The organism is Micromonospora sp. WMMD710 (genome assembly GCF_029626045.1).
GTDB lineage: Bacteria > Actinomycetota > Actinomycetes > Mycobacteriales > Micromonosporaceae > Micromonospora.
Map to the genome: position 1 here is coordinate 25,175 of NZ_JARUBD010000003.1, position 16,140 is coordinate 41,314.

General features: G+C 72.0%; 29 protein-coding genes and 1 pseudogene. 8 read left to right on the forward strand and 22 right to left on the reverse strand.

Annotation, left to right across the window (positions count from 1 at the left end; all coding sequences use genetic code 11):
* Nucleotide 1: 1 nt before the first annotated feature.
* The 13 genes and pseudogenes from O7620_RS31680 to O7620_RS31740 form a co-directional block, all read right to left on the reverse strand.
* Complete coding sequence (locus tag O7620_RS31680) at nucleotides 2-184, reverse strand: hypothetical protein (protein ID WP_030488180.1); 183 nt, start codon at nucleotides 182-184, stop codon at nucleotides 2-4.
* Nucleotides 181-1,080 carry a hypothetical protein gene (locus tag O7620_RS31685; protein WP_278121052.1) on the reverse strand — a complete coding sequence of 300 codons (900 nt, stop codon included), beginning with the start codon at nucleotides 1,078-1,080 and terminating at the stop codon, nucleotides 181-183. The genes O7620_RS31680 and O7620_RS31685 overlap by 4 nt, the downstream gene beginning before the upstream one ends.
* Complete coding sequence (locus tag O7620_RS31690) at nucleotides 1,073-2,368, reverse strand: hypothetical protein (protein WP_278121054.1); 1,296 nt, start codon at nucleotides 2,366-2,368, stop codon at nucleotides 1,073-1,075. Before O7620_RS31690 ends, O7620_RS31685 begins: the two co-directional genes overlap by 8 nt.
* Nucleotides 2,365-2,790, reverse strand: a complete 426-nt coding sequence (locus tag O7620_RS31695; RefSeq protein WP_278121056.1) for a hypothetical protein — start codon at nucleotides 2,788-2,790, stop codon at nucleotides 2,365-2,367. The genes O7620_RS31690 and O7620_RS31695 overlap by 4 nt, the downstream gene beginning before the upstream one ends.
* Nucleotides 2,787-3,026, reverse strand: a complete 240-nt coding sequence (locus tag O7620_RS31700) for a hypothetical protein (protein WP_278121058.1) — start codon at nucleotides 3,024-3,026, stop codon at nucleotides 2,787-2,789. The genes O7620_RS31695 and O7620_RS31700 overlap by 4 nt, the downstream gene beginning before the upstream one ends.
* Nucleotides 3,023-3,235, reverse strand: a complete 213-nt coding sequence (locus O7620_RS31705; RefSeq protein WP_278121060.1) for a DUF6011 domain-containing protein — start codon at nucleotides 3,233-3,235, stop codon at nucleotides 3,023-3,025. The genes O7620_RS31700 and O7620_RS31705 overlap by 4 nt, the downstream gene beginning before the upstream one ends.
* Nucleotides 3,228-3,746: a hypothetical protein gene (locus O7620_RS31710; RefSeq protein WP_278121061.1), complete on the reverse strand. Its 519-nt coding sequence runs from the start codon at nucleotides 3,744-3,746 to the stop codon at nucleotides 3,228-3,230. The genes O7620_RS31705 and O7620_RS31710 overlap by 8 nt, the downstream gene beginning before the upstream one ends.
* A pseudogene (locus tag O7620_RS31715) lies at nucleotides 3,743-4,315 on the reverse strand (sigma-70 family RNA polymerase sigma factor); the annotation flags it as partial. The gene O7620_RS31710 and the pseudogene O7620_RS31715, both read right to left, overlap by 4 nt.
* Nucleotides 4,316-4,395: 80 nt before the next feature.
* Nucleotides 4,396-4,698 (reverse strand): hypothetical protein, encoded by a 303-nt coding sequence (locus O7620_RS31720; RefSeq protein WP_278121062.1) that lies wholly within the window; start codon nucleotides 4,696-4,698, stop codon nucleotides 4,396-4,398.
* A complete protein-coding gene (locus tag O7620_RS31725) occupies nucleotides 4,695-4,982 on the reverse strand; it encodes a hypothetical protein (RefSeq protein ID WP_278121064.1) in 288 nt (95 codons plus the stop codon). The genes O7620_RS31720 and O7620_RS31725 overlap by 4 nt, the downstream gene beginning before the upstream one ends.
* Nucleotides 4,979-5,710, reverse strand: coding sequence for a hypothetical protein (locus O7620_RS31730; RefSeq protein WP_278121066.1), 732 nt, complete (start codon nucleotides 5,708-5,710; stop codon nucleotides 4,979-4,981). The genes O7620_RS31725 and O7620_RS31730 overlap by 4 nt, the downstream gene beginning before the upstream one ends.
* Before the next feature lie 47 nt (nucleotides 5,711-5,757).
* Nucleotides 5,758-5,973, reverse strand: a complete 216-nt coding sequence (locus O7620_RS31735; protein WP_278121068.1) for a hypothetical protein — start codon at nucleotides 5,971-5,973, stop codon at nucleotides 5,758-5,760.
* A 113-nt stretch (nucleotides 5,974-6,086) separates the two neighbouring features.
* Nucleotides 6,087-6,335, reverse strand: a complete 249-nt coding sequence (locus O7620_RS31740) for a helix-turn-helix domain-containing protein (protein WP_278121069.1) — start codon at nucleotides 6,333-6,335, stop codon at nucleotides 6,087-6,089.
* Nucleotides 6,336-6,458: 123 nt separating this feature from the next.
* Here O7620_RS31740 and O7620_RS31745 point away from each other — a divergent pair, with 123 nt between their 5' ends.
* Nucleotides 6,459-6,866, forward strand: a complete 408-nt coding sequence (locus tag O7620_RS31745) for a helix-turn-helix domain-containing protein (protein WP_278127287.1) — start codon at nucleotides 6,459-6,461, stop codon at nucleotides 6,864-6,866.
* Between the two features lie 60 nt (nucleotides 6,867-6,926).
* Nucleotides 6,927-7,775 carry a tyrosine-type recombinase/integrase gene (locus O7620_RS31750; protein ID WP_278126753.1) on the forward strand — a complete coding sequence of 283 codons (849 nt, stop codon included), beginning with the start codon at nucleotides 6,927-6,929 and terminating at the stop codon, nucleotides 7,773-7,775.
* A 67-nt stretch (nucleotides 7,776-7,842) separates the two neighbouring features.
* On the opposite strand, the gene O7620_RS31755 is transcribed toward O7620_RS31750, so the two are convergent.
* Both O7620_RS31755 and O7620_RS31760 read right to left on the reverse strand, forming a co-directional pair.
* The gene (locus tag O7620_RS31755; protein WP_278126754.1) at nucleotides 7,843-8,172 is read right to left on the reverse strand and encodes a hypothetical protein; all 330 of its coding nucleotides are present in this window, start codon (nucleotides 8,170-8,172) and stop codon (nucleotides 7,843-7,845) included.
* Nucleotides 8,173-8,433: 261 nt separating this feature from the next.
* Complete coding sequence (locus O7620_RS31760) at nucleotides 8,434-8,673, reverse strand: winged helix-turn-helix domain-containing protein (protein WP_278126755.1); 240 nt, start codon at nucleotides 8,671-8,673, stop codon at nucleotides 8,434-8,436.
* 116 nt (nucleotides 8,674-8,789) lie between these two features.
* Between O7620_RS31760 and O7620_RS31765 the strand changes: the two genes are divergently transcribed.
* Nucleotides 8,790-9,041 (forward strand): hypothetical protein, encoded by a 252-nt coding sequence (locus O7620_RS31765; protein WP_278126756.1) that lies wholly within the window; start codon nucleotides 8,790-8,792, stop codon nucleotides 9,039-9,041.
* Between the two features lie 10 nt (nucleotides 9,042-9,051).
* On the opposite strand, the gene O7620_RS31770 is transcribed toward O7620_RS31765, so the two are convergent.
* The gene (locus tag O7620_RS31770; protein WP_278126758.1) at nucleotides 9,052-9,807 is read right to left on the reverse strand and encodes a GntR family transcriptional regulator; all 756 of its coding nucleotides are present in this window, start codon (nucleotides 9,805-9,807) and stop codon (nucleotides 9,052-9,054) included.
* A 132-nt stretch (nucleotides 9,808-9,939) separates the two neighbouring features.
* Between O7620_RS31770 and O7620_RS31775 the strand changes: the two genes are divergently transcribed.
* The 5 genes from O7620_RS31775 (at nucleotide 9,940) to O7620_RS31795 (ending at nucleotide 11,739) form a co-directional block, all read left to right on the forward strand.
* The gene (locus tag O7620_RS31775; RefSeq protein WP_278126759.1) at nucleotides 9,940-10,104 is read left to right on the forward strand and encodes a hypothetical protein; all 165 of its coding nucleotides are present in this window, start codon (nucleotides 9,940-9,942) and stop codon (nucleotides 10,102-10,104) included.
* Nucleotides 10,101-10,421, forward strand: a complete 321-nt coding sequence (locus O7620_RS31780; RefSeq protein ID WP_278126761.1) for a hypothetical protein — start codon at nucleotides 10,101-10,103, stop codon at nucleotides 10,419-10,421. Before O7620_RS31775 ends, O7620_RS31780 begins: the two co-directional genes overlap by 4 nt.
* A 17-nt stretch (nucleotides 10,422-10,438) precedes the next feature.
* On the forward strand, nucleotides 10,439-10,693 hold the full coding sequence (locus O7620_RS31785) for a hypothetical protein (RefSeq protein WP_278126763.1): 255 nt from the start codon (nucleotides 10,439-10,441) through the stop codon (nucleotides 10,691-10,693).
* A gap of 81 nt (nucleotides 10,694-10,774) precedes the next feature.
* Entirely contained in the window at nucleotides 10,775-11,200 is a 426-nt protein-coding gene (locus O7620_RS31790; RefSeq protein WP_278126764.1) for a hypothetical protein, read from the forward strand.
* A gap of 242 nt (nucleotides 11,201-11,442) precedes the next feature.
* A complete protein-coding gene (locus O7620_RS31795) occupies nucleotides 11,443-11,739 on the forward strand; it encodes a hypothetical protein (protein WP_278126766.1) in 297 nt (98 codons plus the stop codon).
* Between the two features lie 92 nt (nucleotides 11,740-11,831).
* Here the strand turns inward: O7620_RS31795 and O7620_RS31800 are convergent, their stop codons facing one another.
* The 6 genes from O7620_RS31800 to O7620_RS31825 are packed head-to-tail and all read right to left on the reverse strand — an operon-like array spanning nucleotide 11,832 to nucleotide 15,984.
* A complete protein-coding gene (locus O7620_RS31800) occupies nucleotides 11,832-12,059 on the reverse strand; it encodes a holin (protein WP_278126768.1) in 228 nt (75 codons plus the stop codon).
* A 9-nt stretch (nucleotides 12,060-12,068) separates the two neighbouring features.
* On the reverse strand, nucleotides 12,069-12,299 hold the full coding sequence (locus O7620_RS31805) for a hypothetical protein (RefSeq protein WP_278126769.1): 231 nt from the start codon (nucleotides 12,297-12,299) through the stop codon (nucleotides 12,069-12,071).
* Nucleotides 12,296-12,586, reverse strand: a complete 291-nt coding sequence (locus O7620_RS31810) for a hypothetical protein (RefSeq protein ID WP_278126770.1) — start codon at nucleotides 12,584-12,586, stop codon at nucleotides 12,296-12,298. The genes O7620_RS31805 and O7620_RS31810 overlap by 4 nt, the downstream gene beginning before the upstream one ends.
* Nucleotides 12,587-12,592: 6 nt before the next feature.
* On the reverse strand, nucleotides 12,593-13,372 hold the full coding sequence (locus tag O7620_RS31815; RefSeq protein WP_278126771.1) for a hypothetical protein: 780 nt from the start codon (nucleotides 13,370-13,372) through the stop codon (nucleotides 12,593-12,595).
* Nucleotides 13,373-13,382: 10 nt separating this feature from the next.
* Complete coding sequence (locus tag O7620_RS31820) at nucleotides 13,383-13,835, reverse strand: hypothetical protein (RefSeq protein ID WP_278126773.1); 453 nt, start codon at nucleotides 13,833-13,835, stop codon at nucleotides 13,383-13,385.
* A 13-nt stretch (nucleotides 13,836-13,848) separates the two neighbouring features.
* On the reverse strand, nucleotides 13,849-15,984 hold the full coding sequence (locus O7620_RS31825; RefSeq protein ID WP_278127289.1) for a hypothetical protein: 2,136 nt from the start codon (nucleotides 15,982-15,984) through the stop codon (nucleotides 13,849-13,851).
* Nucleotides 15,985-16,140: the final 156 nt, after the last annotated feature.

Below are 16,140 nucleotides of genomic sequence, written 5' to 3' on the forward strand. Positions count from 1 at the left end.
GTCACGCCGCCGCCGTGGTGGTCGCGTCGCCGCCGACGACCCGCAGGTGCCGGCGGCGGACAGGTGGGGGCGGGGCGGGCAGCTCGGCGGGCGCCCGCACCACCGGATCCGGGGCGACGGGCGGGGGAGGCAGGTGCGCGTACCGCTCGACGAGGAGCAGCTCCATCAGCTTGTCCTTCGTCACGGCGCCGCCGACGAGTCGGGCGGTTCGGTGGCGGCCATGCGACGCAGGAGCAGCAGCATCCGGTCCGCGGTGCCCGGGTCGATCGCCGCGCGGGGGTGCAGGGTGTCCGGGTCGAGGTCGCCGCGCCAATGCGCGGCCCGGACGGCGAGGGCATTCGGGTTGCCGCCGTACCAGCCGCCGGGCGCCTTGATGCCGTACATGTCGCGGAGCAGGAAGACGCCGCGCTCGTGCCAGGTGACGAGCACCGGCCAGCCGAGCACCGCCCGCACCTGCTCGGCGACGTCGTCCGGCGCGACCGCGTCGGCGGGGACCGCCTTGACCCGCGCGCCGGCCAGCCGGATGGTCGCGTCGAGCAGCCGGCGGCCCGTGGCGTCCACGGCGTCGACGCGCAGCGCCACCGGGGTGAGGTTCTGACGGCCGGACAGCGCCGGCGGTCGCAGCACCTGCTCGATGCGCAGCACCACCGCAGGCTCGAACAGCGGGTCCAGGACGGTCCGCGCCCACTCGCCGACCTCGGCGCGGGAGCGGCGGGCCGACTCCACTGCCTTCTGCAACCGGGTGATCTGCGCGCACGCCACGCAGAGGCCAGCCGAGGCCGGCGGCCGGTCCGGGTACGCGCCGCACGCCTGACACTCGCGGGCGCCCGGGGCGCTGCGGTTGCGGGCCGCTTCCAGCTGCGCTGCGCTCGCTGGCGACGGCACCGACTCCGACAGCCGGTACAGCTTCACGCTGGTCTTGCGGTCGTTCCAGTCGCGGGTGTGCACGTACGCGCGGACCGGTCCACCCGGTGTGCGGGGGAAGTCGAGACCTGTCAGCTGCGTCTTGCTGAACAGGCCGGCCGGCACCTGCCGCCATCCCTCGTAGGCGGGCAGCTCACTCGGCAGAGGATCACGCATCGGTCGTCTCCGTCCACTCGCCGTCGATGGCGTTGCCGGCGCGCATGCCGGCCTGGACGCCGGCGGCGTACTGGCTGGACAGGCGGGCCGGCAACAGACGCAGCGCGCACAGCATGTCGATCGCCTGGTTGACGTCGGCGGCGTACAGCTCGGTGGCTGCCTCGCAGTAGCCGCCGGCCCTGAGGAAGCGGACGTGCATCTGCCCGTCGCTCCACCAGGTGACGTCGGCGGCGTCCACGGGCTGCGGGCTGGTCAGGCACGGCGCGGTCGGCGCGTACGGCACCTCATAGCTCCGCGCGTCGGTGCGGTTGCCACCGCAGGCGCTGAGGTGAGCGAGCGCAGCGCGGACCAGGCCGATCTGCGTCAACGCCAGCTTCGGCCGGTCGCTGGGAGTGGGGGTTACCCCCGCCCCGCCGGCCGCCGAGGAAGTGGCGGCCGGCGGGGCGGGAGCTGGAGCGGCGTGGTCGACGTCGGGCACCACCGGCGTACCGGGTCTCAGGGCCTCGGGTCCGACGTCCGCTCCATCCGCCGGGCGGGACGTGAGGTGCCCGGTGGCCGTTTCGGTGGTGGGGGTGCCTGCCGGGGCGGAGTCGCGACGCTCCGCCCCGGCTTCCCGTGAGGCCCGGGGGTCGTGGGCCTCGCCGGCCGGCCCGGTCGGGACCGGTTCACCCGCCGCGAAACGGGTGACGATCAGTGGGTCGCAGTCTTGGCAGCGGACGACCTCGTAACGCTTCTCGGCCTGGCTGAGCAGCATGGTCAAGCCGTTGCGGGTCGACCGGCCGCACACGGTGAAGTCGGCGGAACGCAGCTTGTGAACCGGAATGCCCTTGCGGGCTGCGGCGACCCACACCGACGTGTCCTTGCCCTTGGCCGGACGAGCCGGGGCGGTAGGAGGGCGGTTGGCGGGGCGCTCGCGGCCGTCGAGAGACCGGACGGTGTCCGGGAGGTCGTCTGTCTCAGTTGCGACAGTCGTGATGGCCCGGGCGGCGGTGTCCTTGCTGATGCCCAGCGTGCTGCCGATCGCCCTGGTCGACATGCCGACCCTTCGCAGGGTCTCCACCGCCTCGTCGCGGTGGACCTTCGGCACCCGTAGGCGCAGCTCGCCGAACTCACCGTCCAGGTACGCCTGCCAGTCCGCGTAGCCGAGGACCTGCCAGTCCTGGCGCTCCCACGCCAGGGCGAACTCGGCCACCGTTTCTAGGTAGTCGCGAAGGCCTTGGCGGATCCGCTCGGCGCGGGCCCGGGCGACCTCTTCCGTGGACCGTTCGGTCAGCTCTTCGAGGGTCACCGCGCTGCCCTCCGGGCCGCCCGGGCGGTGCGGCGGCGGGCGCCGCCCTGGGTCCAGGCGTAGCCGAGCTGCTTGCGGCCGTCGGCGGCGAGGACGCCCCAATGCCAGCGGGGTTGCCACCACGGTCTGGCTTCGATCAACCGGGGAACGAAGTCGTAGATGCGGGCCGGCGGCAGGGACTCCAGCAGCAGTGTCACGGTGGTCTGCGACGACGTCGGCAGCGGGCGACGTCCGTCCAGCGGATGCCGGACGTTCGCCGGCTCGGCACGGTCCGCGACGACCGGAACAGCAGGCCGAACCGCAGCGGGCAGACGGCCGAGGCGTTCGGCCTGGCCCGGCCGGTACTGCGGGTACGTGGCGTACCCGGGCCGACGGGCGGCGGCAACGCGCAGTTCGGCGTCGTTCAGTCCACGACCACTCACCGGTACTCCTCTCGATCGTGTTCGCCGAGCACCGCGGCGTCGAGCGCTGCGGCGGCCTCGATGCGCCACGCCGGTTGCGGCTTCGGTGCGGGCACGGTTTGGGGCGGGGGTGCGGTGTGGCCGGCGTCGCCGGCGGCGCCCACGCGCTGGCAGGAGCGGCAGACGCGGCGGCCTCGGTGGTCCGGGCCGATCCCCGGGTCCGGATCCCACGTGTCGCAGTAGCGCGGTGCCGTCACCGGTCGCCGCCCTCGGTCTCGTCGACCACCTGGTCGACGTCGGCGAGCAGATCCGGTCCGGTCTGGGCGGGCCCGCCGCCCGCCCGGCCGAGGCCGGGCAGGACGGCGGGTTCCGGTCTGGTGTTCGCGTCGCACACCGGGCCGCGACCACGAGCTCGGCTCTCCGGCGTACGCAGCTTCCGCCCGCACAGGTCGCAGTTCTTATCCATCGCTGAGCCCGGTCCGGACCGGCCAGCGGTCGATCACGTCGGTCGGGTGCACCGCGGTGATCGGGTGCCGGACCAGCTGGTGGGGGAGCGCGGCGGTCGCCTCGGCCGCGCCGATCAGGATCGCCCGGAGGCGGCCACGGACGTCTGGGGGCACCCAGCAGCCGGACAGGTCGACCGGGTCACCGGTGCCGTATGCGTCGACGATGCGGTGCACGTACACCGGCGTCACCTGGACGTCGGCCTGGTTGCGGTAGAAGGCGGCCAGGTGCAGCCCGTCGGGCCGCCACTGGTCCCAGATGTCCGCCGCCTGCCGCATCAGCTTGGGGACGTCGGCGGGGTTCGCGCAGTGCAGCGCGACGTCGCGCAGCTCCCGGTACGCGGCGCCGGCGCGTTCACCGTCGTCGAGCTGCCGGGCACGGGCACCGAGTCCGGTGACCAGGGCACCGAGGATCCCGCCGGCGATGAGCGCGCCGATCACCAGACTGGTCACGGCGTAGATGTCGAGCTTCATCGGGGGACCTCCGGGGTCTCGAAGCCGGTGGGGAGCAGTCGGGCGAGCGCCCGGGTGGCCCGGTACTGGAGCGCCTTGACCGCGCCCTCGTTCTTGCCCATCTCGGCCGCCACCTCGGCGACGGACAGGCCCTGCAGAAAGCGCAGGACGATGCACTTGCGCTGCTCCGGGTTGAGCTGCTGCACTGCGGTGAGCAGCGTCAGGTTCGTGATGTGGTCGACGACCAGCTGGTCGGGGCGGCCCTCCGGCGTGCGGTCGACGCGATCCGCGCCGTACTCGGCGACGTCGGTCGGGCGCTCCAGGCGGTACCGGCCCGACTTGAAGTGGTCGACGGACAGGTTCCGGGCGATCGTCACGAACCAGGCGCCCGGGTCACGGCCCAGCCAGGTCACGCGGTCGATGCTGCGCAGAGCGCGCACGAACGTGTCTGCTGCCAGGTCCTCGGTCAGGTGGTGATCGCCGACACGCCTGCGGATCACCTTGCAGACCATCGGGTGGTACAGCCGGTACAGCTCGGCGAAGGCCTCTCGGTCGCCGGTCTTCGCCGCGTCGATCAGCTGCCACCGCTCGCGGCCGTCGTCGTCGGTCTGCTCGATCGCCGGCGGGCCGGCCTGCCCCGGCACCCGCGCCAGCACGGTCACCGCGGCGGTCACCGGACACCCGCCGGGGACACGTCGAGCACGGTCAACAGGACCAGGTCGCCCTCGTCGGTGTCCGGCCACGGATCCGCCGGCGGCGGCAGTACGCCCCACGCCCCGGACACCGGCGGGAGCACGGCCGACGTACGCAGGGCACGCCGGCGAGCGGCGCGCTCTTCCCGTCGCCGCTGCGCCACCCGCACGTCGTGCCTGCGGCACAGCCACGCGACCAGCGCGACCAGCAGCACGGTGACGAGCAGCCCGCCGACCTCCGGAGCGGCGTCCCGGATGCCCTGGGCGATCCCGGCGATCACGCGCCACCGTCCCGGGTCTCGGTGTCGCGAGCCGCGTCGTGCTTGATCAGAGCGACCGTGATCGCCGACTGGAGGGACTGCACGAGCAGGTTCGCGGCCTCCAGATCCTTGACGGACATCTCCGCGACCGCAGCGATGAGCAGGTCCTCGCTGCTGCACGGCAGCGCCCAGTCGTGATCGATCTGCACGGCGGCGGCGAGCATGGCCCGGCCCTCGGGCGACACGCAGCGCCGACGCTCTTCCATCCGCTCCAGCGCCTGCTGGACCGTCAGCTTGACGGTCATGCCGAGGCCGCTTCCCGCTGCTGGGCCGGGCGGATGCAGGCGGCGACGGTGATGGGGAAGCCGCGCCAGGTCGCGTGCACGGTGTAGATCAGCCACCGGTCGCCGGCCAGGTCGACCGTTTCCTCGGTCTTCGCGTCGGCGGCCACGCCGAGCACGACGGCCCACTCCGCCGCGTCGGTCGGGGTGTCCAGCTCCACGTTGATCGCCTCGTCGGCGGTGAAGCGGACGATGCGGGGTGCGGGCAGGGCCGGGTCGTCTACCGCGAAGCAGAGCCGGGAGATCTCGCGGAGCATGTTCGCCCGAGCGATCCGGATCCGCGCCGGCTGGTTGGCGGGCGCCGCCGCGACCGGCACGTGCGCCGCCGATACCTGGGCGACCGGCTTGGCCTCGGCGCGGACCTGAGCGCGGCGGCGGTCGGCAAGCGACACCGGCTCAGCGTCGGTGAAGTCCACGCCGGAGCCGCACGGGCGGTTGCGGACGTCCTGGGTCAGACCGAAGGGCGTGAAGCCGGCCGCGGTGATGATGCTCGCCGCCGGGCCGGAGTGCTCGGCGCACAGGTTGACCGTGCCGACCAGGTCGCCGAGCACCCTGGCGTCGAGGTCGGGGGCGACCGGCCGGCGGATCTCGTAGCGGGTCGTCGACCGGTTGGCGCAGTGCGGCAGCTCCGGCAGACGCACCGGCGTTACCGCGGCGAGCGCGTCCTGCGCTGGAGTCGGTACGTTGGTCATCTCGACCGTCCTTCCTGACTGGGTTGGTTGCGGGTAGAGATCTGGGGTCACGGCGTGTGGAGCGCCGTGACCCCTTCTTGCTGGATCCGGTCCATCTCCTCGTGCAGCCGCTGCCGCTCGTACTCGCGCCGCTCTTCGGCGGTCGCCGGACGCAGCCACATCCGCAGCGGCTCCGCCGACGGCGGAGCCGGCGCGGTGACCGTGGCGACGACCAGGACCAGACCGGCCGCGATCAGCGCGATCGCCTGCGCGGCCAGCGCCACGGCGCGACCCGGCCTCGGCTGCGGCTGCGGCCGGGGCTGTGGACGCGGGCTGACCGGCGCACTGGGGCGAGGGCCTGGTGCCGGAGCCGGCGTCCACGGAGACGGGCGCGGGCTCATGCGACCGGGCTGAGCGACGGGGACAGGAACTGGGCGGCCGGTACGCCCAGCAGACGCCCGATCTCTTCGAGCTCGGACACGTTGAACGGGACGACGCCGCGGATCCGGCGGGAGACGGCCTGCTGGGAGATCCCGAGGCGCACCGCCACGGTGGTCTGCCGGATGCACTGCCGGTCCATCTCTTCGAGGACCCGACGGCCAACGTCGGTGGCGGTTCCATCGCTAGGCGACGCACTTGTTCGCATGGCGGTATTTCTACTCGCTCAGCGACTTAGCGTCAAGTCGCTGAGCGAGTTATTCACGCACGTGGATGAAGGATCATGGCGCCTAGGCTTGCTGTTACTCGCTCAGCGCGTCAGAATCACGCCATGAGTGACAACGCTGCGGGGACCGCGACCCCGATGCGCGAGCTCGTCGCCGAAGAGATTCGCGTGCTGCTGGCCCGGCAACGCATCTCCGCCAGCAAGCTCGCGCGCACGCTCGGAATGACGCAGTCGTACCTGGCGAGGCGCATGTCGGGGGATACCGCCTTCGACGTCGACGACCTCGCGCGCATCGCAAACGTGCTCGGCGTCACCGTCGTCGACCTGCTGCCCTCAGCTAAGGTGCGTCCTAACAATCGTTCGGCTGACTCACCCGTCCGGGCCACGTCCCCGACGCGCACCGAACCCTCCCGGCCGAAGAGCCGACCCAGCCGCAACAGCATCCGCCCGGTATCCCCCGTGCCGCCGACCAGGCGCCGGCCCTCGCCGATCCACCGGCCCGCCGGCCGATAGCCGCACCCCGCCGCACCGGCACACCATCGACACCCTGTCGTCGTCCGGGGGGACCACCACATGATCATGATCACAGCCGCTCGCGCGCCGCACTCGCACGAGATGCTTGACGCGTTCGTCCGGCATCTGCGCGATCTCAGCCGCGCGACCACCACGATCGAGACGTACAGCGACCTGCTCTGCCGGCTGGACCGCACCCTGCCCGAGGGCCTGGCCTACGCGTGCACCGACGAGCTGCGCGAGCAGATCTACGCCGGCGACCGAAAGCCGGCCACCACGGCGCTCTACCGGGCCGCCGCTGTCGCCTTTTACAGCTGGGCGACCCGGGACTCCGATCCGTGGCTGGACTACAACCCGGCCCAGCACCTGCCCGCCGCCAACGTTCGGGCCCGCGCACCCCGGCCCGTCACTCACCAGCAGCTCGGCGACATCCTCCTCCGGGCGCGAGAGCCGTACCGCACGTGGTACCTGATGGCCTCGGGCCAAGGCATGCGGTGCATCGAGATCTCGCGCGTGGACCGCGAGGACATCACCGAGACGGACACCTGGATCTACGGCAAGGGCGGCCGGGAGCGGATCGTGCCCACCCACCCCGCGGTGTGGGCCTCCGTCGTCGACCTACCTCGAGGACCGATCGCCCGGACTCCAGACGGGTCAGCCCGGGCGGATCGCCGGCAGGTCCGAGAGCGGGCGAACTTCTACCTGCAGTCCCGACTGCGCCACCGTGGTGTCACCATGCACCGGTTGCGCCACTGGTACGGCACGTACGTCCACCAGGCGGCCGGTGGCGACATCCGGGTGGTGCAGGAGCTGCTCGGCCACGCCAGCCCGACGACGACGCAGGTCTACGTGGCGGTCGCCGGCGGGGCCAAGCGGGCCGCGGTGACCGCGCTCCCGCTGCCGATCTGAGCGGATAACGCCGGCGCCCGGGTTCATCCTCCCCTGCATGGATGATCCCGGGCGCTGCTGTGTCGGGCTAGCGGATCCGGCGCGGCCGGCGCAGCTGCTGGCGCATCACCTCCGGCGGCACCACGTGGCGACTCGCCGACTCGGCGGCCCGCACCGGGTCAGTCGCCGCCTCCACGCGCGGACGCCGGTCATGAGGCAACAGCGCGCGACTGGCGACCACCACAACATCAGCCCGGCCGGAGCGCATCATCCGCAGCGCATCGTCCCACGTACGGACAACGCCGCCGAAGACGTACCCGCAGGCCTCCACACGCTCGATGCAGGGCGTGGCGGCAGCGGAGAAAGCCTCTGGGGTGGCGAGGGATGCGGGCACGAACACAACAGCATGGTCGGGCATACGGGGCTCCCTTGGTGATGGTGATCATCGGGGGAGGACCATCAGACAACGTCCCGTGGACGAGACGGGAGGGCCGACCGGTGGAGTCTCGACGGCCCAACCGGCCCAGGGCCAATCGGTCAGCGGAGATGTGGATCATCGTTGTGATATGAGCGACCGACCGTGACGGGGCCGACGTATCACCGAATTAATTCCGATTACCGTGCGTAATCGTGAGATTGATGCCTGTAGTCACGCGCGCGGGCGGGCCGCTGCCCGATATCACTGGACGCGCCACGAGTCGCGATCCTCCACAAACACCCCCGCACCCGGCACTCCGTACGTCAGGCGGCGCTGACGTAGCACGATGTGCGCCTTCTGGATCGTGGGGACGGACACCGAGTAGAGCAGGGCCAGCTCGCGCATGCTCGGCAGTGAGGTGTGTGGCGGGTACTCACCGGCGGCGATGCGAGCTGCGAGGTCGTCAGCAATCTGCTCGTACGTCAGCCGGCGGGCGGGCATCGGATCGTGATCTCCGTGGGTTGGGCCCAGGGATCACACCATGTGCGAATCGCCGCATCAACGGCCTGCTTGCCCTAGATATCTAGCCTTTCTAGGGTGCAGAGAGTTGCTGACTGATGATCGAGAGTGCGGGGGAGTCGAGTGCGGGGTTCCGCCAGATCGTCGCCGTGCAGCTCGCGCTGGCGACCATCCTGGCCGGACTGCTCCTCATGGCGATCGGCGCCGCAGCGCCGCAGCTGCAGCCGCCGCCGACGTCGCCGGCACGGACGTGGCGGCCGGCCACCGAGTTGGAGCGGCGTGAGTACGAGCGGCAGCGGCTCCTCGAGGAGATGGACCGGCTGTATGGGAGCCCGCCCCCGACGCACTGACCCTGGCGCCTCAGCCGAGCGGCATCCGGTCGTAGACGCGAGCGACCCGGCGTGCGTCGGCAACGGACCGCAGGAGCTCCACTGGACGGCCGGCGCGATCCCGGGTTGTCCGCCAGGTCTCCAGCACCATGCCCGCGTCCGGCAGATCCAGCTGCTCCTGCTCGTCCGTGGTCGGGCCACGACCGGCGACCTCTTCCGTCGCAGTGGCCAGCTCTATGCCCGCGGCGGTCAGCGCGGCGTAGAGACCGCCTACGACCTTGGCGCTGTGCTCCAGCGCGGTGCCGGCGGCGACGTCCACCGGGATCCAGGAATCCTGCAACTGCGCCAGGTCGTCACCGGCGTGCATCAGCCGCCGGCGGTGCACCACCTCGGCGTCGGGCGGCAGCTCCAGGCGCCGCGCCACGTCCGCCGGCGCCGGCTCCCGGCCGACACCCGTCACTTCCACCCGCGACGGCACGCCCTGCTCCGCGCAGGCGGTTTCCCACGGGCCCAGCTCCCGGCCCGGGCGGCTCGGGTCGACCGCGCCGGCGTAGTGAGTGAGGGTCACCCGCACCGGCGGCCGCGCGACGATCGTGCCCTGGCTGGTCGCCGTGGTTACGAGGCCGGCGGTCTTGAGCGCGGCGAGCGCCCGGCGCACCGTCTCGCGGGACACGTCGTACTCCGCGGCGAGAGCCTGCTCCGTCGGCAGCCGGTCGCCTGGCTGGTGGGTGCCGGCCTCGATCGCGCTGCGCAGCGCGGCGGCGATCTCGCGGTAGCCCATGGGCATCAGGTCTGCCTCCCGTCCCGAGCGGTCGATCAGTCACCAGTATGCGTACGCAGAAGCTTGACGGACACCCCGGATCGTGCGCACACTCAGGGTAGAGGTTTGCGTACGCAAACCACCGTTGAGGGGACGTCGATGTGGCGCAACCTGATCAACCGATTCACCCGCCGGTGGCCCCGCTGCGAGCCCTCCGCCGGCCGGACCTGGGAAGCCGCCGACCGGCAGGCCGCGCAGCAGCGGCTACGCGACCTGGCGGCGCGGCGGCGGGCCGCGCATCTCTACGACGGGCCGTCGGCATGATGGCCGAAACGCCGTCCAGCGTCCGCGCCGCCTCCGAGGCCCGCTACCAGCAGGCCATCCGCGAGCTGGACGCGCTGGAGGCCCGCCTGGCCGACGAGCACGTGCCCCGCCGGCCGGAGTGGGAGTGCCAGACCTGCGACGAGCCCGGCACGCCCTGGCCGTGCGCGCCGGCTCAGGTGCGTCTCTTGGAGGCGTACCGCCGTGACCGGATCGGACTGTCGATGCACGTCGGCGCCCTGTACCACATCGCCGCGGCGGAGCGGCCCGGCGACGACCTGGACGAGCTGTACGACCGGATCGTCGGCTGGATCCGATAATCCCCACACCCGGCACCGTGGTCCATGTCGGCGAAGCGTGCAGCGTGCAGTTCGCCGACAGTCGCGCACTGCGGGTCCGGGTGATCAGCGTCGACGACCGGCCCACCTACCCGGGCTGGATCTGGCTCACCGGGTACGTCCTCGGACCCACCGGCGATGCCCTGGAGAAACGCGAGCTGTACGTCCAGCACGCCGGGCTCCGTGAGGTCGCCGCGCCCCGCGCCACTGTCACGGCGCCGGCGCGGCGGGCCCGGCCGCGTACGCGCACCTGATCCGCCCCAGATTGGACGGCCCCGGGAACGGCGACGCAACCGCCGCCCCAGGGCCTTGATCAGACACGGGAGGTCTGACCCATGCACCATCCTCACCGAACACGCCGCACCGTCAAGGCCCTGGCGTTCGTCCTCGCGATCGCCGCGGCGCTCGCCTGCGAGGGCGAAGGCGGCGTGAAGAGCGATCGGCCTGCCGGCGACCGCGCCGTCGACCCGAAAGCTCAGCGCACCGTTACCATCCGCATCACCGAGGCCACCGGCCCCTACGACGTGTACGTACGGGCTGCGAAGGCCGGCGAGGCGCGAGGCGACCACACCCGCGACAAGATCGCGGGCGGTGAGTACAAGCAGACACTGGACTACACGTCGGGGCTGAAGATCGAGATCACCATTACCGCGACCGGCCACCGCACCGACATGTTCCGCTGCGAGATCGCCGACGGCGAGAAACGCGCCCGGGAGCGCGGCGCAGGTCAGGTGCAGTGCAAACTCACGACCTCGCGGTGACCCGGCGCGTCAACCACGCCCAGGCTCGGCGGACCCGCTGACGCCAACCGAGCGCCAGAACGTGCTCCGGGGGATTCAGTCGCCAGCCACCAGCAGTCATACAGGCAGTATGGCATCCAACACGCACCGCGAAAACGCCCCCGCTCACCGAAGTGAGCGGGGGCGCTGCCGTTCCTAGCCGACACGCGAGTCCGGTCGCGTACCTGACAGCCCGAGTTGACTCCACTGCGTACGGTGCGGCGATGACCCGAACTCCCATCATGATCGGTGCCGCCGTGGTCGTCCTCGGTGCTGGGATCGCCGGCACCGTCCTCTACCTCGACCAGACCGGACCGGCGGACCAGCCCGTCACCACCTCGACGGCCGCCGCCGACCCATACGATGCCTATCTGAAGATCGCCCCCGCCGGGGCACCCAAGCTCAGCCGGGAAGATGCACAAGCCCGAGCGGTCCTGGGATGCGGGCAGGCATGGGCGCCGGGCACCGTGGACGCCGCGCTCGCCGAGGCGTACGCGGCTCTGTGCCAGCGGAGCCGATGAGCGGCACCCACAAGGCAGAGGCCAACGACAGCGCCCCGACCCCGCCTCTGAGGCGGTCGGGGCGCTGTCGTTCGTACCAGGCGGATCCGATGCTACTGCTCGCCTCCGACGAGGCTCGGCGAGTCGGGCTCGCCCGCGCCGGCCGACACGATCGACGTGAGCACCGACAGCAGCGCGGCGCCGGCCGCGACGCCGCCGGCGAGCGGGAAGTCAGCGTGCAACACGTTGAACCCGTCGAGGGCCCACAGGCCCAGCAGGGCCTGCGCGGCGGACTTACCGGCGCGCTCGACGGTGGCCTTCCAGAACGTGCGGGTGAACATTGAGCCTCCTCATGGGCAGCCGAAGTCGGCCCGCAGGCGGGCGATGTCTTCGGCGATCTTCCGGCCCGCCGGCGTCTGCGGCGGGGTCACCTCGTACGCGTCGTCCAAGGTCGTGACGACGCCGCACCACTTGCGTTCCGACTCGCGCGCGGACGCGTTCGTGTACGCGATCGACGCGAGCCCGGCGCCGAGCGCGGCGACCAGGGCGACGATCAGGGTCTGCCAGCCGCGGAACGTCATGGTTCAGCCGCCCCGGACGGCGTTGGCGATGGAGATGATGACGGTGGCGGCGGCGAGTCCGGCGCCGGAGACGGCGATGGACCGGACGCTGTCGTAGTACCGCCACTGCTGCGCAGCGACAACAGGCCCACCCCGGCCGGGATCCCGAGCACCGACACGAACGTGACCAGCAGCGCCTCGGACGCCTGCCCCGGCGGCACGAGCACGGTCTGATGGACGATCCCCCCGAGTCCCACCAGGATGCACCCGAGATCCAGTGCGATCCTGATGACGCGTTCGATCTTCACGCACGGTCACGACGCCGGATCGTCGCCGGCGACCAGGCGCGCGGCCAGCTCGTCGACGACCTGTTCGGCGGTCAGCTCGCCCGTGCCAGCGCGGCGGACCAGCTCGACCAGGGCGGCGTCACGCTCCGACTCGACGGCGGCCACCTGGTCGATGCGGTCGAGAATCGCCTTGGTGTCGAGGCCCTTCGCCGCGGCGAGCACAGCGGCGAGGGTGGCGTCGGTGCGCTTCTGCCACGCCTCGTCGCGGATGCGCCACTTCACCGGCTCCACGGACGGGTCGCCGACACCCCACGCCTCAATGATGCTGCTGGCCTTCGCAGTCATGTCGTCCTCCGTGCTGCTGGTTGAAGATGTCCTTGCGGCCACGGCGGGCCACGGGCCGGCGTTCTCATCGTCGGCCGCCCACCCCGAGGCGTGGACGTGGCCGGTGTGCTGGTCGGCACCGGTGTACTTCGTCTTGCGCCACCCGTTGGACCGAGACCAGATGTAGCCGTTCCAGATGACGTAGTAGAGCCGGGCTCGGGCCTTCGGGTCGGCGACCAGCCGGGCCACCAGGGCGTCGGCGTCGGCCTTGGTGAACTTCGGGCCGAGCATGATGTCGATGGCGCGGTGCTCCGGCCGGTTGTCGGCGTCCTCCAGCTCGGGCCGGCTGCCGGGGGTGTCGTCCTCGTTGTGCCCGGACGCGCTGGCCTTGTGTGCCGCGTCGCCGATGCCGTACACGACGACGCCGGGCCACTGGCGTTTGACGTCGTCGGTCAGCGCCTGCATGTTCGCTGCACGGGTCACGATGCCTCCCTCAGGACTCGATCAGCCAGGCTGCGAGGCGGCAGTTGGCGAGCAGGTTGAAGGTGCTGCCGCTGGTTTGGTGTGCGAATAGTTGGAGGGTGTCGCCGGCGGCGGCGACGTGCGTGTCGGTGAGGGTGACGTGTGTGTTGTCGCCGGACACCGCTGGCCGGGAGTCGATGTACGGGTAGGTGGAGGTGGCGTTGACGTCGATGAGTAGCCGCCGTAGGCCGGTGGCGTTGGAGGTGAACGCGCCGAACGCCGCGAAGGCCCACAGGCCGGCGACGGGCAGGGTGATCACGGTCGACGAGGGTGCGAACATGGCCGCGTTGTCCCAGTCCTCGGTGTCGAAGGTGACGCCCGTGATGGTGCCGGACGTCAACGACAGGGTGGTCGAGCGGCGGGCTCGCACGCTGCGGGTGTTCAGCCGGGCGGGGGTCAGATAGTCGCCGGTATGGACAGACATCGGGGGTCCTCTCCTACAGCGCCGCTACTGCGGGTTGCCACACGTTCACTTCAGTGCCGGCGGGCCATGCTCGCTGTGCCCCGTTGACACCGCGGGCGGAGATGGCGGCGGTCTGCGGGCTGGTCGTGCCGGAGATCCCGGACAGCGTGAGGCGTTCCCCGCCCACCCGGACGTCGAGCGGGAAGCTCGACGGGTCGGTCGTCCATACGCCGTTGGCGGCGGTCGAGGTCAGCAGGAAGCTCATGCCCGACGAGGACAGGCCACCGGTGCCGAGCGTCGACCCGTCGGCCGGGGCGCGTTGCTCGCCGTCGGCCTCGGCGACGTCCCACGGCTGCGCTGGCGCACCCGTGAAGGTCATCTGCCACAGCCACTCGTCGACCGTCTCGGTGTATCCGGTCACGAGCAGGCGTGCGTCACCGGCCGCCCACGAGGGCAGCGTCGGCACCCGCAGCACGTCGCCGCTGTCCGCGGCGAGCAGCGCGGCGGTCCCCGGCAGGTCCGCCTGCCAGTCCGCGTCGGCGAGTTGCACCGACACCGACGGGTAGTGCGGTTGGTCGACGGTGCCCAGGTGCCGGATCCACGCCGCGTGATCTGGCAGGGGTCCGTCCGCGAACAGGTTCAGCTCGACCTCGGTTCGGTACACGCCAACCCCGGCCGGTGGTGGCACGGCGGCCAGCGGGCCGGTGGTCTGCACCGACCGTGCCGAGCTGCCGCCGGTGCGCTTGGCCGTCACGTCGTTGCGGACCCGGCTGGCGTCGTCGACCGGTGCGAACGGCGGGATCAGCCGCGTGTACGGCACGTCGACGGGTGTCTGGTTGTAGAGGCTCGCCCGCGTCCGGCAGGCCAGCCCGAGCGTGCCGCGCTGCTCGAAGAGCATGCCCGCGTCGGCTTGCACTGTCTCGTCGAGCAGGTCTTCCAGCGTGGCGACGGGCTGTGGGCCCAGGAGGGTCTCCGACGGCGTCGCGGTGCCGGTCAGGGGGATACCCGCCTCTGCGCACACCCGGGCCAGTCGGGCGGTCGCCGTCTCGCCGCGGTACGACTGCAGCTCGCCGTACGTCATCGGCGAGACCGCGGCGGTGTCCCAGATCCGCAGGTGCCCGACGATGAAGTCGTCGGCGGCGGCGAAGGTCGCCAGGTTGGGATTCAGTGCGACCGTGGTGATCCGGGTCAGCGTGCCGGCCACCGACGCGCTCGACGACAGGGTGCCGAACTTGACCGTGACGCTGATGTTCCCGCCGGACTGGACGGCGGAGATCACCAGGTCGGCGGGGCCGGCGAACGTCGTCGCGGTGCTCCACACCACCGTCGCGGTCCCGGTGATCGAGTAGCCCACCAGGTAGGTGCCGTCCACGCCGCCGCGGTCCTGAACGAGTTCCCATCGCACGTAGGTGCCGCCCGGGGCGGCGCCCCAGCCGACCAGCACCAGGTTGTCGTCGGTGCCGCCGACGGACTGCCAGAACAGGTGCACCGACCACGCCACCGGTGTGGACACGCCGATTGGCACCTGCCCGGTGAGGCTACCGGCGGCGGTCAGGGACGGCAGCGGTAGCGTGCCCCAGCGGATGGTGCCGGCGGTGGACACGTTGACGTCGCCGGCGGCGAACGCCACGGTGCCCGCGCGGCGCATCGGCGCCACCCCGGTGACCGCGGAGGCGGCTTCCGTGGCGTCGGCTTCGTCCTCCAGCGGCCAGTACGCCAGCAGCGGCGTGCCCGCCTGGGCGGTGCGGCGGATCGGCGACCATTCCGGTTGCTCGCCCTGCCCGAGACGGCGCAGGATCCCGGCGGCGTCGACGTCGACGTACCGGACTCTGCCGTTGATGTTCCAGCCGGGCGGCCACGACGCGATCTCGCCGTAGAAGCGGCCTACCAGCGCCCCGCTGACCGGGCCGGCGGACACACGCACCGGCGTGTTGCGGCCCAGGTAGCCGTACCACTGGCCGAGCGGATTGCGCGGCGAGTAGTCCCCCGACAGGTTGTCGAGCCGGAACCCGCACTGGCCCGGGTCGGCCCGGTTGCCCTCGGATGTGCGGCCCCGGGTGATGGTCACCGGTCCGCGTAGGTCGGCGGTGATGTCCACCCAGCCGAGGACCGGCCCAAGGTGCAGCTCGATCTTCACCTGGAAGCGGGCGTTGGCGGCCGGGGCGGTCACTTCGCGCCGCCCAGCACGACCTGGACGTTGCCGCCGCGGTTCGAGATAGCCCGGCGCAGCACCTCCAGCAGCAGAATGTCGAGCTGCGCCCCGGCGGAGTCGATGACGATCCGCGCCTCGCCGCCGCCGGAGGCGCTGCGCGACGCGATCTCCTCA